At 44.1% G+C, this 15,038-nt stretch carries 11 protein-coding genes; 10 read left to right on the forward strand and 1 reads right to left on the reverse strand.

What is annotated here, in order from left to right:
- The first annotated feature begins 45 nt into the window (after nt 1–45).
- The 10 genes from B6K08_RS11545 to B6K08_RS11590 all read left to right on the forward strand — a co-directional run bounded on the left by B6K08_RS11545 (nt 46) and on the right by B6K08_RS11590 (nt 14,023).
- Nucleotides 46–4,491: a translocation/assembly module TamB domain-containing protein gene (locus tag B6K08_RS11545; protein WP_080326199.1), complete on the forward strand. Its 4,446-nt coding sequence runs from the start codon at nt 46–48 to the stop codon at nt 4,489–4,491.
- Nucleotides 4,492–4,512: 21 nt separating this feature from the next.
- Nucleotides 4,513–5,145: a sigma-70 family RNA polymerase sigma factor gene (locus B6K08_RS11550; RefSeq protein WP_080326200.1), complete on the forward strand. Its 633-nt coding sequence runs from the start codon at nt 4,513–4,515 to the stop codon at nt 5,143–5,145.
- A gap of 136 nt (nt 5,146–5,281) precedes the next feature.
- Nucleotides 5,282–5,845, forward strand: coding sequence for a hypothetical protein (locus tag B6K08_RS11555; RefSeq protein WP_052212134.1), 564 nt, complete (start codon nt 5,282–5,284; stop codon nt 5,843–5,845).
- Between the two features lie 33 nt (nt 5,846–5,878).
- On the forward strand, nt 5,879–7,867 hold the full coding sequence (locus tag B6K08_RS11560; RefSeq protein WP_080326201.1) for a BamA/OMP85 family outer membrane protein: 1,989 nt from the start codon (nt 5,879–5,881) through the stop codon (nt 7,865–7,867).
- Nucleotides 7,867–9,198, forward strand: a complete 1,332-nt coding sequence (locus tag B6K08_RS11565; RefSeq protein WP_080326202.1) for an AIR synthase family protein — start codon at nt 7,867–7,869, stop codon at nt 9,196–9,198. The genes B6K08_RS11560 and B6K08_RS11565 overlap by 1 nt, the downstream gene beginning before the upstream one ends.
- A gap of 116 nt (nt 9,199–9,314) precedes the next feature.
- Nucleotides 9,315–9,779: an OmpH/Skp family outer membrane protein gene (locus B6K08_RS11570; RefSeq protein WP_039206226.1), complete on the forward strand. Its 465-nt coding sequence runs from the start codon at nt 9,315–9,317 to the stop codon at nt 9,777–9,779.
- Between the two features lie 81 nt (nt 9,780–9,860).
- A complete protein-coding gene (locus B6K08_RS11575) occupies nt 9,861–10,925 on the forward strand; it encodes a coiled-coil domain-containing protein (RefSeq protein WP_080326203.1) in 1,065 nt (354 codons plus the stop codon).
- A 39-nt stretch (nt 10,926–10,964) separates the two neighbouring features.
- Complete coding sequence (locus tag B6K08_RS11580; RefSeq protein WP_051555527.1) at nt 10,965–11,414, forward strand: OmpH/Skp family outer membrane protein; 450 nt, start codon at nt 10,965–10,967, stop codon at nt 11,412–11,414.
- Nucleotides 11,415–11,442: 28 nt separating this feature from the next.
- The gene (gene lpxD, locus B6K08_RS11585; protein WP_039207796.1) at nt 11,443–12,462 is read left to right on the forward strand and encodes a UDP-3-O-(3-hydroxymyristoyl)glucosamine N-acyltransferase; all 1,020 of its coding nucleotides are present in this window, start codon (nt 11,443–11,445) and stop codon (nt 12,460–12,462) included.
- 418 nt (nt 12,463–12,880) lie between these two features.
- On the forward strand, nt 12,881–14,023 hold the full coding sequence (locus B6K08_RS11590; protein ID WP_080326204.1) for a glycerophosphodiester phosphodiesterase family protein: 1,143 nt from the start codon (nt 12,881–12,883) through the stop codon (nt 14,021–14,023).
- Nucleotides 14,024–14,128: 105 nt separating this feature from the next.
- On the opposite strand, the gene B6K08_RS11595 is transcribed toward B6K08_RS11590, so the two are convergent.
- Nucleotides 14,129–15,038 (reverse strand): IS3 family transposase (locus B6K08_RS11595; RefSeq protein ID WP_143254916.1); only part of this gene is annotated, 910 nt, incomplete at its 5' end.

Genomic DNA, 15,038 nt, shown 5'->3' on the forward strand with positions numbered 1-15,038 from the left:
TGGCAGTTTTTCTTTTATTAGGGATTTATTCTAGGGGGATATTTAATGGACCGTAAGGTTATGGGGAAGGTCACTGGCCTTTTGGGCATAGTGTTTATTATAATGGCCTGTATTTACGGTTATATCACATCTTCTGCCTTTATGGAGAGTACTGCTGAAAATGCAGCCTCCATTGCCAGTGAGGTGCTGGATACCAAGGTGGAAATCGGTCTGGTTAAGGTGGATTCCTTTAATTCAGTGGATATAAGAGATATAGCTGTTTATGACAAGCAGGATAAGATAATTGCCAAGGTAGCTGATGCCAAAGTGGGTTTCAGCTACCTTGCTATGTTTAAAAACTCTGTTTCTGAAGGCATTAGGGCTGTATATATTACTGATGTGGAGGCAGATATCCACCAGCGCAGTGATGGCAGCTGGAATTTTACTGATTTGGTGTCTGAGGAGCCAAGTGATAGTAAATTCACCGGCAAGGTGCATATTAAGGACGGAATACTGAAAACTGCCTATAATGGCCAGGATATTTTGGTGGAGGATTTACAGGCAGATCTGGATTTTGATAATTATCCTGCTGTGCGTCTGGAGGGTACTGCCAAAAATCAGGGGGCAGTGGTGAAGGTGGCTGCCAACTATGGTGGCTCCAAGGATACCTTTAATGTGGAAATTACAGATTTGGAGCTGGCTAACTATATTGCTTTTATACCATCAGGCACCATACCACAGGATATGGTTAAGTCAGACAGTATTAAGGGCAAGATAACCAGAGCTGTAGCTACTGGCGAAAAAGTCGGTTCGGAGCTGTATTACAGCGGTGAGCTGGAGCTTCAAAAGGGCGAAGCTGTTATTCTGGATAAGAAAGTGGAAAATATTAATGGCTTGTTTACCTTTACCGAAAAGGCAATTCAGGTGTTTATGAACGCGGAAACTGCTGGGCAGAAGGCTACTGCCAAGGGTAAGGTGAAGCTGGTGGAGGGTCGTCCAATTCTTGATTTGACGGTGGCCTCTGATGGCTTTGAGCCGGGAGCTCTTATAGATGATATTCCATATAGTGGGCCTGTGGCCTTTAATGCCCGGGTGACTGGGGATGCCACCAATCCTGTGGTGGATGCGGAGGTGAAAATCGCTGATGGCAGTGTCAGCGGTTATGATTTTACCAACTGCACAGCCAGGGTTAGATATGCAAACGAGGCTGTAACTGTAACAGCGTTAAGTTGTGATATTTTTGGCGGCCATGTAACAGGGGAGGGGGATTTTGATGCCAAAACCTTTGATTTCGTGGCTAAGGTGAAGGCTGACGGAGTTAATCTTTCCCAAGCCTCAGCCAAGCTTCCTGAGTTAAGTGAAGCAGGGGGAGCAGTGTCTGCTGATCTCTTTGTTACGGGTAACGTAAATGATGTTGGCAATACCCGGGTTATGGGTACCGTGTCTTCTGATGGCGCTTCCTATATGGGAATTGGCGCTAACAGAATTGACGGTTCCTTTATTTATCAAAATAAAGACCTCCATGTGGATTACGTCAGCGCAATACTTGAAAATGGGGGCGAAGTAGGACTTCAGGGGGATTTACTTCTTGGTGAGCAGCTTGATATAAGTTTCTATGGCCGTGATTTTGATTTGTCCCTTATAAGCAATATTGCACCTGAGGCAGATGTTTCCGGATTAAGTGATTTTCGGGGGAAATTGAAGGGAACCCTGGATGATCCTGTATTGGGAGCTTCCTTTGCAGCCCGTGATGGTGTTCTCTTTGATCAGCCATATAAGCGGCTTCATGGCAAGGCCATTGGTGGACTCCGTGGAGTTGGCGTAAAGGACCTTATAATTGAAGGTGATTATGACAACCGCTGGGAAGTAAATGGTATTGTGGGCTTTTTGGGTGAGCGTCGGATTCATCTTACTGTTTCCACCAGAAATGCCCGTATGGAAAATATGCTGAAGGCGGCAGAGGTGGATATACCACTTACAGGCAGCGTGGATAATGAGATTGAGGTTAGCGGCACCTTGGATAACCCTTTGGTGAAGGGACACTTCAATTACAAGCTGGGCAAGTTCAGCGATGAAATCGTTATTCAGAGTATTACTGGTAATTATACCTATGAGAATAATCTGCTGACTTTGACAGATATCCATATCTTGTCTCCGGGAATTAAGGCATATATTGGCAGCGGTACTATTACCTCCGGTGGTGATATGAATATCACAGTTGAGGCCAAGGACATTAATCTGGATGATTTTGACAAACGTTCCCCTGTTCCGTTGGATGGCTATATAGATTTTATTGGTACTTTGACAGGTAATGTGGAGTCACCAATTTTCCACGGCACCATATCCTCCAATGGGGTAATATTGCGGGGAGAGGAATTTGATAAGGTGGCGGGAGATATTGACTACCGCAATAATCGAATTTTCTTCAAGAATATGTATGTAAAGCAGGGAGATGGAAAGTATACCCTTAATGCCAGCTATAATTTTGTTACTGAGGCCATCGGTGGCAGTATTTCCCTGAATAATGTGAATATTAAGTCTTTGGGGATTATAGCAGGTTGGGAAAACAATAATATTACTGGTAAATTAAACGGTGATTGTAATATTGCCGGGACCGCAGACAATCCAAGTCTGGTAATTGGTGCTTATGTTACTGATGGTTATTTCGGCACATATCCACTTAGCGATGTATATTGCAATGCTACCCTTGATAATAGGGTTATCAAAATAAAAAACCTTACGGGATCTGAAGGTACACAGGGAAGATTTACGGCCCTTGGCACCATAGATTTGGATGGAGATGTATCTTTGACAGCTGATGCCACCAATATTGATGCAGGAGCATTGGCAGGGGCTGCGGGATATACCGGGGAAATTACCGGTAAAGTGAACTGTCATGTGGAGGCTGCGGGTGAAACCGCCAACCCTATGGCTGAAATAACACTGTATGGTGAAGATATCGGTGTTCGAGGAGCTTCTCTTGACAGTATTTCCGGCAAGCTTATGCTGCAGGATAAGACTCTTCATATAAAGGAGCCTCTTGTTGCTCAAAAAATGGTGGGGATTAATTCCAACAGAGTTGTGGTGACGGGATATGCTCCCTTGGGAGCTTTCGAAGCTGATGACTCTAATGACAATGAGCAGATGAATTTGACAGTATCCTTGGAGGATGCTGACCTTAGTTTGTTACCAGCTTTGTCTGATTATGTGGAATGGTCTGTGGGGCCAACAGATGGTACGGTGCATATTACCGGCACTGCAAATCATCCTTCCTTTGAGGGCAATATTGTGGTTACAGATGGCGCATATAAAATAAAGGGTGTGGCCAATCCAGTTATTGACGTTGATCTGCGCTTGTCCATGCTTGGAAATACATTTATGCTGGAGAGCTTTACCGGCAAAATGGGGGATGGTCATTATAAGATGACGGGCTATGCGGAAATGGATGGGCTTACCCCTGTTAGTTATCATCTTGGCTTTGATGCCGATAGATTGGATGTGCGCTGCAATTTCTTTAGGGGACCACTGACAACCACCATTAACATTGACAGTCTGGAGAAGCCGGATGAGTTTATTAAAGGTGAGCCAGTGGCAGCCAGAACCATCCCGAGAATTTCCGGACGACTGTTTTTGGAAAATGTAGTGCTTTCCACACCGCCAATTCCTACGGACAGCACAGAAATGCCGGAGGTAGGTCTGGATTTCGATGTGGAGCTGGGAAAGGGTGTTCGCTTTGTCAGTGCTAATCTTGGGAATCTGTTGTTGGTTGGTGAAGCCCATTTCCAAGGTACGACTCTCATGCCACATACCAGCGGTGCCATTACGGTTAAGAGGGGAAATATCAGTTATTTGAAGACAAATTTCCAGATTTATGAGGGGGCAGTGAGATTTAATCGAAGCGATAGTCTGTATCCGTCCATTACTCTAAGGGCAGGCACCAAGGTGGCCAGTACCAGAGTCTTTGTGAGTCTGGATGGGCCGGTTGAGCACATGCGGTTTAGGCTTATGTCTTCGCCACCAATGTCAGAGGAGAATATTATCCAACTGCTTACACTGAGAAGTGATTTCAGTAATAATATGAGTGACTCGGCAAAATTCGCTGCCATGTTTAATGTGGGACTTTCCATGACAGTGCTTTCTGAGGTGGAAAATGCCATTAGAAATGCCTTGGATTTGGATCTTTTCTCAGTGGAAAGGGATACTTCAGAATTCTTAAGTCAAAAAACAGGCGACAAAAACTATGAGGAAGTGTATAATATCAAATTGGGTAAATATATATCTGACAGAACCATGCTGACCTTTGTCAAGAGTGTTAATAACAGCGAATATAAGGCCGGTGTGGAATATGAGCTGACAGATAACCTGAATCTCATGTACCTATATGATAAGGAACATGCCAATGTCTTTGGTTTATCTCACCAGTTTAGATTCTCCACAGCACCTGTATATAGTGATGGGGAGAATGAAAAGCTGATTTATAGTGACATGGGATATGCAAGAATAACCAGATAAATTTCAGAGAAGAAGGTTACTATGAAGCTGTCTGAGTACATGCAGGAACTGAATAAGGTTAAGATGCTGGAGCCGGCGGAGGAAAAGGAGCTGTGGTATGAATTTAAGCATAACCATAACCCAGAGGCCCGTCGCCGTATCATCGAGGCATATCAGCCACTGGTGTTTAGGACAGCTATGCCCTTTAAGGATCTTAAAAATATCATGGATGTTATCCAGGAGGGCACTGTGGGCCTGATAGAATCTGTGGAGAGTTTTGATCCTGATAGGGGAGTGGCCTTCAGTTTCTTTGCGGTTTATCGCATTAGAGGCAGAATGTTCCGCTTTATGAAGGAAGAGGGCAATGCTGATATTGCTTGTCTGGAAGCAGAGCTGGAATCTGGCTTGTCCCAGCTGGATATGCTGGCGGATACAGGCACCCCGGTAACGGAGTTGGCGGAAATCCATCTGGCCTCTGATGTGGTGATGGAAGCCATGGACAGATTGCCTCATAAGGAACAGCTGGTGCTGAATCAGTTGCTGGTGAACAATCAGGAGATAAAGGATGTGGCAAATATGCTTAATGTAAGCACAGCCCATATTTATCGCCTGCAAAAAAGCGGTGTCCGTCGGGTACGTGGGATGCTGTCCCGATTTATGCATAATTGGAAGTAAGTGATATATGACAGTAAAAGACTGTAAATTGGCTTTTTTTGCTGAAAATGACGTTTTTTCCATTAATTTGGCAAATTATATAAATACGTTATTTGGCGACTTTACTCCATAGAAGTGTCTGCTTTTGGAGGCAATTATGGATAAAAATCGCAAAAATAAAGATAATAGGGCAGTAAGAAAGCATATTTCTGCAGCCAGAGATTGGCTGGGTCGTGCCGAAAGCTCCATGGACAAGGAAAATAGTTTGCGGGGTGATTTGGATGTGATGTTGGCTCAGGCAGAGCTGCAGCGGGCCCGGGAGACCAAGTTTGGCCATGGCTGGCGAAAATGGCTTATACGGCTGGCACCTTTGATTATTGCTGTAGCTGTGGGAATCGGCTATTTGGCCATTCTTAATAGCAGCAGGGTAATAGAGGCTCCTGCCAATATAACCACTGTTAAGGATAGTGATACTCCTTCCACAGGACTGGAGAAAACCCAGGTGGTGAAAATTCAGCCATCCATTGAGGAGCATGAAAGGGCTGTCCCCAATACTTCTGAAAACAGTGATACTGGTTTTGTACGTCAGGAGCCACCAATGGTTGAAGTGGAGCCGCAAATGCCACCTTCAGAGGTGCCCTCGGCAAGGACTGAAGGCAAGGTTCCTGATACAGAGATGCAGCAGCTGATGCAGGCTGCCGGCAAAACCTTAAGAGAGTAGTAAAAAGAAATAATAATACAGGAGGTTTTTCCTTTGAGATTTACTTCAAAGAATTCCAAAAAAAATTACAGGGCTTTGGCTTGTGCTATGGCTATGATGACTGGTTTATCCGCAGCACAGGTGGTTTTTGCCGCACCAGCTGATTCTGGCGTTATAGTTAACATGAAGGATGGTAAGTTGGCCGCTGTGTCAGAAAGCGGTGCTGGAGCTGATATTGACCGCAACAAGAAGGAAGCTGCCAATGGGGTTGAAATTGGTGAATCCGTTGAAAACGTTGCTAAATCCCAGGATACCACCAATGCAGCCAAGGAGGCAGTAGCCAAATGGAATGGGGAAAGACCTACTGATGCAGAGGTTACTTCTGCGGCTCAGGCCTTGGTGGGGAAGACCATTATGGATATCAAAATTGAGGGGGCCACTGAGGACGTTTACAACACAGCATTGTTATCCCTCAACTCCAAGGTTGGAGATGCTCTAACCATTGATGGACTGTCCAGAGATGCTAATAATATCTATGAAACAGGTTATTTCTACGATCTTTACCCAAGCTTTGAGGAAATTCCGGAGGGTGTAATTGTTACCTATCATGTATTTACCACCCCTATTATTTCTGATATAGAGATTACTGGCAACAGTAAGCGGGAATCAACTGAGAAGCTGATTAAAGCAATGCAGCTGAAGCCGGGAGACCGTCTAAATCGTAGGTCCTTGCAGGAGGATTTGGCCAATATTAAGAAGGTATATGTGAATGATGGCTATATTATGGCCAAGGTTCATGATATGGGTATAGATGATCATGGCAAGGTTTCTATTCAGGTCAATGAAGGTATTTTGGAGGGCTACAAGGTAAAGGGCCTTAAGAAGACCAAGGAGAAGGTTGTTATCCGTGAGCTTCGTACCAAGGTGGGGGAACCTCTTAACAAAAAGGATGTGGTACGCAGCTACAATCGCCTTACCAATCTTAATTACTTTGAGTCCATAGATATAAAGCCAATTCCAGGTGTGGAGCCAAATGCCTGCATGCTGGAAATTGATATAACTGAAAAGAATACTGGCGCCTTTGGTGTAGGTGCTGGTTATAGCACTGCTGATGGTTTTATAGGAATGGTTAGTATCGGTGATAGAAACTTCCGCGGTATTGGAGATTCCATCAGTGTTATGTATTCCATAAGTGGTTCCAGCACTGATGCCAGAGGTTGGATGTTCACTTATCGTAAGCCATGGCTGGATAAGAAGGAAACCGCTGGTATTATCAAGATATATAATCGAACTTATAGATATAATGATTATGACACTAATGGTGATTTGATAGAGGAAATGCTTCGTAAGGCCAAAGGTTTTGAAATAGGCTTTACCCGTCCTGTAAGTGAGTATTCCACTAACGGAATATACTTCAAGAATAGTGACGATACCTATGACAATCATAAATCTGGTCCTTATGACCGTAGACAACCGCAATGGTCTGAATGGAATAAAGAAAACTTTGGTCTTACCCGTTCTGTTACGCTGTCTCATACTACTGATACCAGAGATAATATTATGTATCCAACTGGTGGTCACTATGTACAGCTATCTGCTGAGTTTGCAGGTTTGGGTGGGGACTTCAACTATCAGAAGTACGTCATTGATGATTCTGCCTATTGGAAGGTAGGCCGTAACCAGATTGTGGCCTTCCGTAACTCCTATGGCCATTCCAATAATGAGTTGAGCTATTTTAATAAGTTCAGAATTGGTGGTCAGGGAACTTTGCGCGGTTATAAGGATGACCAGTTCCGTGGTGACAGCATGTATATCGGCAGCTTGGAATTCCGTTTCCCTCTGTATAATAAAGTTAAGGGTGCAATCTTTACTGACTGGGGAGCAGCGTGGGATGATAAGTGGTTGCCTAATGACTTTAATGATTTCCATGCCAGCGTAGGTGTGGGCGTTATGGTAGAAACCCCTGTTGGCCCTATTCGTATTGATGTGGGCCACGGGTCCCAGGGTAACAGAGTCCACTTTAATGTGGGTGCTTCCTTCTAATGAAGGGCTCGGGCTTTGTTAAAGGAAACTTAATAAAGAAATTTATAATAATATTGATACTGGCCATGGTTGACCTGGCCGGTATCAGTTTTTCTTCAGATAATGTCGTTTGGGCTGCCTCTGTGGAGGAAGTGAAAGCAACTGTATATAGTGACGGTCATATTCCCCAGGGAGTGTGCCAACGTATGGAAAAGAGTGTTCAGGCCATTGGAGCCCAGCTTCTGGAGGGGAAATCCCTTGAAAATGTCCAATCGCAAAAGACCCATTATGAAAACATTATCCAGCAGGTGTTTGACAAGGTGCTGGTGGGTTATACTGTAAGGTCTGTGAATATTCAGCCCGGGGAAGAGTTAACGATTTCTGTAGGGCTCTTGGGCTGGAATGATAAAATTGATACTATCACTGTGGAAAAACGTGTGGTAGGGATGCCAGGGGTAGTTGAGACGCTTCTTTTGGAAGATATCTCTGATATGGACCAGATTTTTGCAGATGTGCTTCGGGACCTTCCAGTGGCAGCGGTGGACTGGACTAACGGTGTTATAAAGCATAGAGTCAAGGATTTTATGAATGAAAGAGCACCGGAATTCAGGGCTGATTTCGATGTGGAGGTTGGTGAATCCACCAGGGTGGTTGTTGATATATATCCATTACTTCCAGTGGTACGCACTATTGACCTTAGCATGAGATCTGATACCCTGCCTAATGCGGCTCTTCTTACGGAACGTCAGAATATGCAGGACGGGGCAGATATGTTTGTGGGGGTTCCCGTGGCCTTTGTCAAACGTCATAAGGATACCATAGAGGAGCTTTTGTCCAAGCGTATTGATGATCTGGAGGTGGCAAAATTCTGGGGTATCCACACAAAGGTGGATATTAAGCCTGCTGAACGCATGGAGGTTATGAGCCGTTCCAATTCCCGCAATGTATATGTCCGTTTTGAGGGCTGGGGTGAGCTGGGACACCGTACTAAGAATAAGGATAACGGTGAGATAATGTTCCGGGGGCTTTTCGCCAAACAGTTCACCAGTCGTGACGGGGCCTTTGCCTTGGTGGATTTCTATCCTAAGAATACGCGTTGGGATTTTGATTTGGGCCTGTATCGTGAAATTGTGCCTAAGGTTCGGGCTAATGTGCGTTATTCTGTTTTGGATAAATATTGGAAGGGTGGCATTGAGTATAATTTTGCCAAGCGCCTTGCCTTTCGTTATGAATACCGGGATCAGGATCATATCAGCGAATTTGCCTTAAGGTACAAGCTCCATGATTTTCTTGCATTAGAGGCAGTTATGGATAATGATGATAAATGGTTGAGGTTCATAGGATATTTTTAATCTATATCTTATTGAATGGGGAATAATAGTTTGGTATAATATGTGCAGTCATAAGGCGAAGCTATTGCCGTGACAGTGCGATAATATATTTTTATTCACAAAAAGGAGATAAAATTATGGTACAGTTAAAGAAAACTCAGGTTAAGATTATTAGTGTTCTCATTGCTTTGGTATTTGTTGGTTCCGTTGTAGCTCTGGCATTGTCCCAGTCCAATAACAGCATTGCCAATGCTGCCGCATCCTCTAATGTTGGCGTTGTTGATTATTCTCAGTTCAGCGCCATTAAGGATGTAACTGATATGCAGGCTCAGATGCAGAAGCTGGCTCAGGATGCTGAGAAGGATTTCAATGAGAAGGCTGCCGGCATGAGCGACGAGCAGAAGCAGGAATACTACCAGCAGACTATGCAGCGTCTCCAGCAGCAGCAGGCTGACATGATGGAGCCTGTACGCGCAAAGATTGAGGCAGCTGTTAAGGAAGTAGCTGATGCCAAGGGGATTACCGTGGTTATCAACAAGGAGGCTGTCGTATATGGCGGCACTGACCTGACTCAGGATGTTCTGAAGAAGCTGAACAAGTAATTTTAAATTAAAACGAGATAGTAAGGGTGCCGAGCACACGATGTGCTCGGTACTTTATTACCTCATAAAAGGGGGATTCTTATGGCTGTTAAGGGAAAGCAGGATAAAGCTGATGTTAAGGATAACAGCTTAAGAAACAGACGGATATGGATGGGAGCAGCGGCTATTACGGTTCTTGTTTTAGCGCTTTTTTTTCTGTTTAACCGTCAGGATACCCCAGTAGCATCCCAGGAGCCTGATGTCGGTGTTATGGACATGGGGGAAGTTATAAGGGCTCACAAGGATTATGGAAAGCTCCAGACCTTGATGCGGGAGGTTGCTGCACTGGAAGCAGAATTAAAGCTTAAGGGCTTTGAAATGACAGCTCAGGCAGCCAAGGCCGATAAAAAGCTGTTTGATGATGCTGCCAGACAAAAGGCAAATTTGGAGATTATTACCAGACATTCAGAAACAATGGAAGAATTGAAGGTGCGGGCTGACAATATTTATCGGCGCATGAAGCCCCAGTTTGACAAGGAACGGGATGCCATTGATCAGGAATATGGCAACCGTATTTTAAACATCCAGCTTAAGGCAGACAATGCAGTAACCTTGGAACTGTCTGAGGCGGAAAGGGCCAGTCTTAAGGCGGAGTGGAATCGCCTGAAGGATGAGCGCAATGAAAAGCATAACAAGCTATTGGCAGATCAGCAGCGTCGTTATGATGAAGCCGTGGAGGTAGAGACTGGGGAAATCAGACAGGCAATGTTGGCTGAACGGGACAATATAGCAGGCAAATCCCAGGCTGATGAGTTGCAGCATTTCAAAGATGTACAGGACAGAAATGCCCAGGCCATTGATGATGCCATGAAACCAATTCAGCTAAAGATGGACATGGCCAAGAAAAAGACTGCCCTGGAATTAAAGCTTACTGAGATGAAGCTGCTTGAGCAGAAAATCTTTGATGATATTTGCGGCAGAGCTGCCAAGCTGGCCATTATTCACCATCTTAATTTGATAATTGCAGATCCTATAGATAATATTCTTGGGGAGGAGTATAATAGCTTTGGCCTAGGTGATTGGCATGAGCTGAAGTCGCCAGTTATTGGTATTAATACACTGGATCTTACCCAGGAAATACTACAGGAAATGAAAAATATTCAGTAATTATTTGTACGTATTTATAAGGAAAAGAGGCAATATTCAATGAATTTCAAGAAAAAAACTTTGGTTTTGGCAATGTCCGCAGTTTGTGCCATGATGATAACAGCTGGCTGTGGTAAGGTTAACGTGGGCTATGTGGATTATGCCCGTGTTCAGACTGAGGCACCTCAGATAAAGAACTCCATGGATGAAATGCAGAAGCGTATGGAGGAATTCCAGAAGGATGCAGAGAAGCAGCTTCAGGAGCAGGGGGCCAATATTAAGTCTGAGGAGGATGCCCAGAAGTTCCAGGAGCTTCAGCAGCAGCTCAGAATGCAGGGGGCTGGAATTCAGCAGCAGTATGCAACCCAGGTTCAGTCCAAGATTTATGCCGCCATGGACGGTATTGCCAAGGAAAAGAAGCTGGACACTGTAGTGAGAAGCAACGGCAAGGATGGTATGGTTATTGGCGGTGTGGACGTTACTGATGATGTAATTGCCAAGCTGCAGTAACCTGTAATTTTAAGGGAGATTTGGGAATATGAAAATGACATTACAGGAGATAGCAACACTGGTAGGAGGGCGTTTAGCAGGGGATCCTTCTATTGTCATTAATGGAGTAAATAATATTGAAGGAGCCACCAAGGAAACTATCACCTTCGCGGATGAGGCCCATGTGGAGGAGGCTGCAAAATGTAACGCAGGTGCAGTTCTGCTGCCTAATGCTGTGGAGGTGGATTTTCCGCTGCCTGCCATCTATGTGGAAAATACCAGAGCCGCCTTCGCAGTTCTGTTAACCACCTTTACGCCTCCTATTCAGCATGAAAAGGGTGTAAGTCCTGATGCTCATATAGGTAAGGATGTTACTATGGGCAAGGATGTTACTATTCTGCCCTTTGCCTATGTGGATGACTATGCAGTAATCGGGGACCGTGTGGTTATATATCCTCATGTTTATGTAGGCCAGTATGCCACAGTGGATGATGATGCTATCCTTTATTCCAGTGTTACTATTCGTGAACACTGCAAGGTGGGCAAGCGGGTTATCGTTCATAGCTCAGCAGTTATTGGTGCTGATGGCTTTGGCTTCACCACCAAGGACGGAGTTCATACCAAGGTTCCTCAGGTGGGTAATGTGGTGCTGGAGGATGACACGGAAATCGGTGCTCATGCTGGAATTGACCGTGCCACTATTGGCTCAACGATTATCGGTAAGGGTACCAAGATAGATAATTTGGTACATATTGGTCATAATTGTCACATTGGCCCTGGTAACCTTATTGTGGCCCAGACAGGTATTTCCGGTTCCACCAACACTGGAGCAAATGTTACCTTTGGCGGACAGACCGGTACTGTTGGTCACATCAATATTGGTGGCAATTCTGTATTTGCGGCCAGAAGCGGTATTATTGGCAATACTCCTGAGGGAGTATTCTATGCGGGATTCCCTGCAAGACCACATCAGGAGTGGCTCCGTATGCAGGCCCACATGAAGAAGCTCAATGATATGAGTAAAAAAATAAAGGCTTTAGAGAAGAAAATAGAGGAACTGACAAAATAATAATACTAAAAATGTAATAATATATACGGGGACTGCTATCTTTAGCGCCGTTACACTTCTAAAATTTTTTATTGCTTTTATATAGTGCAAAAAATCATAACTCGCTTCGGCCCAATAGGCCTTGCTCAAACAGATGATTTTTTACACTATAGCATCGGTATAGCAACAAAAAATTTCTTAACGAAGCGTAACTAAATGCTAAATCTAGCGGTCCCCGTATATTTTTGCATCTATTTAGATATTGCGCTAAAGATAGCAGTCCCCGTCCTTTTTATAACTAACAATGATTAACTATATGGCTGTATTATTTATTGATTTAAGACATTATTCCCATGCAAAAAGGACAAAAATTGTATAAACATTTTTTCAATTTTCTGTTATACTTATTATAGATTCATTATTTTAAGGGGGAAATAAAATGAAATTGAATCGTAAAAAAATCGCTATGGGTATTTTGGCAGCAGTAATGGCAACAGGGGTAGCCGGTTTTACTGATGCACCACAGGCTGAGGCAAAGGTAGACTTTGGGGATGTCTTTGATTTTGAGCCTCATCGTGGCGGTAGAGATGCCCGTCCTGAGAATACTCTGTATTCTTATGCTTATGCCATTGAAAATGGTGCAACCTGCATCGAGTGCGATATGCAGTTCACCGGGGATGGTGATATTGTAATGAGCCACAACCCAATTCTGAATCACGAGATTACCCGTGATGCCAATGGCAAGTGGATTGAGAATGGCAAATATGATATCCGCAAGATGACAGTTGCTGAAATTCAGAAGTTTAATGTATCCAAGATTAATCCTGATGTTGATTACTACAAGATTCATGGTCAGACCAGAGTTGATCCTGAGTTTGCCCAGATTCCTACCCTGGAGCAGTTGTTCCAGCTGGTAAAGGCTTCTGGTAACGAGAATGTTAAGTTCAACATTGAGACAAAGTCCTATCCTGATCCATTGCAGGTTAAGGAGCATGCAGGCAATGCTGATAAGAAGGCATTCCTCACCCGCTTCAACGAGCTGGTAGCAAAGTATGGTATGGAGGACCGTGTAGTTCTTCAGTCCTTCGACTGGGAAACCCTTATGATGGAAAAGAAGATGAATCCAAACATCACTCTTTCTGCTCTTATTGAGGAAGAACCATCCTGGGGCAAATCTGCTGAATCCCTGAGACCTTTTGACAAGGAAAAATCTCCTTGGCTTGGTGGCTTGGATATTAAGGATTTCAAGGGTGACGCAGTAGCTGCTGCTCATTCCTTCGGTGCTGATATTGTTTCTCCATACTATGGTGAAATTAGCAAGAACATGGTGGACGAGGCTCACAAGCTGGGTATGAAGGTAGTTCCTTGGACCGTAAATGATGTTAAGGACATGGAGATGATGTACGACATGGGTGTTGATGGTCTTATTTCCGATAAGCCATGGATTCTCCGCTCCTTCCTGGAAAAGAAGGGTGCAAAGCTCTATCCTAAGCACCCATTCCAGTCTGAGTATCATCTGACTCCTGACCATGTAGAGGTTCAGACCGACAAGGTTGCTGGCGGCGCTGATGCTTCCTACTAATTAAAAAAATTGAGTATTACAAATGCCCTTCAAGGATTGTACCTTGTAGTGACCCCATAAAGTTAGACCTTAACGGTAGTAGCAATTATTTGCTGCTACCGTTTTTTATGCTGCGGCATGACGTAAACGGTAGTCGACTGGGCTGAGCCATCCCAGCTTAGCTTTGATTCTTTGTTTATTGTAGTATGTGATGTAATTTCGGATTGCTCGTTCCAGTTCGTCAAAGCTGTGATAGGTATGGCCATAATAGATTTCCTGTTTTAGTAGGCCAAAGAAATTTTCCATCACGCTATTATCCAGACAGTTTCCCTTGCGAGACATGCTTTGAAAGATTCGTTCTTCTCTTAATCGTTCTATATAATTTCTCATTTGATAGGGCCAGCCCTGGTCTGAATGGAATGTCCGACGGTAAGGGCAGTCACTGGTAATGTCAATTGCTTTCTCTAAAGCAGACATAATACCTTGCGATGACGGTCGTTTCGTGATACTAAAACTAATGATTTCACGATTATAAAGGTCAAGAAACGGATCTAGATATGCTCTGCGAGTGATAATATTCCCTTTGCTGTCAATCTCATAATACTTGAATTCAGTGGTATCTGTGGCGATTTTCTGATGTGGAATACATGTATTAAAGCGGCGACGTAACCGATTTGGTGCAATACGCCCAACAGTTCCTTTGTAAGAATTATATTTGCGGCTTTTGTGGGCAAATGATTTTACCTGTAGTCCCAATTTCTGAACAAGGCGTTGGACCTTCTTATGATTGACTAAAAAGCCCTCTTGGCGGAGCTTGCCATAAATTCGACGATAACCGAAGTCCTTGTCGCTCTGCCGAATTGCTTTGATTTTTGCCTCTAATTCGGCATCCGGATTTTCCCGGTCAAATCGCTTCTGCCAATACATATAGGTGGCTTTTGGAAGTTTAATAGCTGCAAGGATATCTTTTAATTTGAATGATCCTCGGAGACTGTGGGCGATCCTTGCTTTCGCTTCTGCGCCTCTTGCTCCAGGC

This window comes from Anaerovibrio lipolyticus DSM 3074 (assembly GCF_900141865.1).
Taxonomy (GTDB): Bacteria; Bacillota; Negativicutes; order Selenomonadales; family Selenomonadaceae; genus Anaerovibrio; species Anaerovibrio lipolyticus.

Excerpts from the sequence above, each read along its gene's own strand:
- B6K08_RS11565 (WP_080326202.1), top strand. The coding sequence starts at position 7,867 with ATGAAGGGCTCGGGCTTTGTTAAAGGAAACTTAATAAAGAAATTTATA.
- B6K08_RS11550 (WP_080326200.1), top strand. The coding sequence starts at position 4,513 with ATGAAGCTGTCTGAGTACATGCAGGAACTGAATAAGGTTAAGATGCTG.
- lpxD (WP_039207796.1), top strand. The coding sequence starts at position 11,443 with ATGAAAATGACATTACAGGAGATAGCAACACTGGTAGGAGGGCGTTTA.
- B6K08_RS11555 (WP_052212134.1), top strand. The coding sequence starts at position 5,282 with ATGGATAAAAATCGCAAAAATAAAGATAATAGGGCAGTAAGAAAGCAT.
- B6K08_RS11545 (WP_080326199.1), top strand. The coding sequence starts at position 46 with ATGGACCGTAAGGTTATGGGGAAGGTCACTGGCCTTTTGGGCATAGTG.
- B6K08_RS11575 (WP_080326203.1), top strand. The coding sequence starts at position 9,861 with ATGGCTGTTAAGGGAAAGCAGGATAAAGCTGATGTTAAGGATAACAGC.
- B6K08_RS11590 (WP_080326204.1), top strand. The coding sequence starts at position 12,881 with ATGAAATTGAATCGTAAAAAAATCGCTATGGGTATTTTGGCAGCAGTA.
- B6K08_RS11580 (WP_051555527.1), top strand. The coding sequence starts at position 10,965 with ATGAATTTCAAGAAAAAAACTTTGGTTTTGGCAATGTCCGCAGTTTGT.
- B6K08_RS11570 (WP_039206226.1), top strand. The coding sequence starts at position 9,315 with ATGGTACAGTTAAAGAAAACTCAGGTTAAGATTATTAGTGTTCTCATT.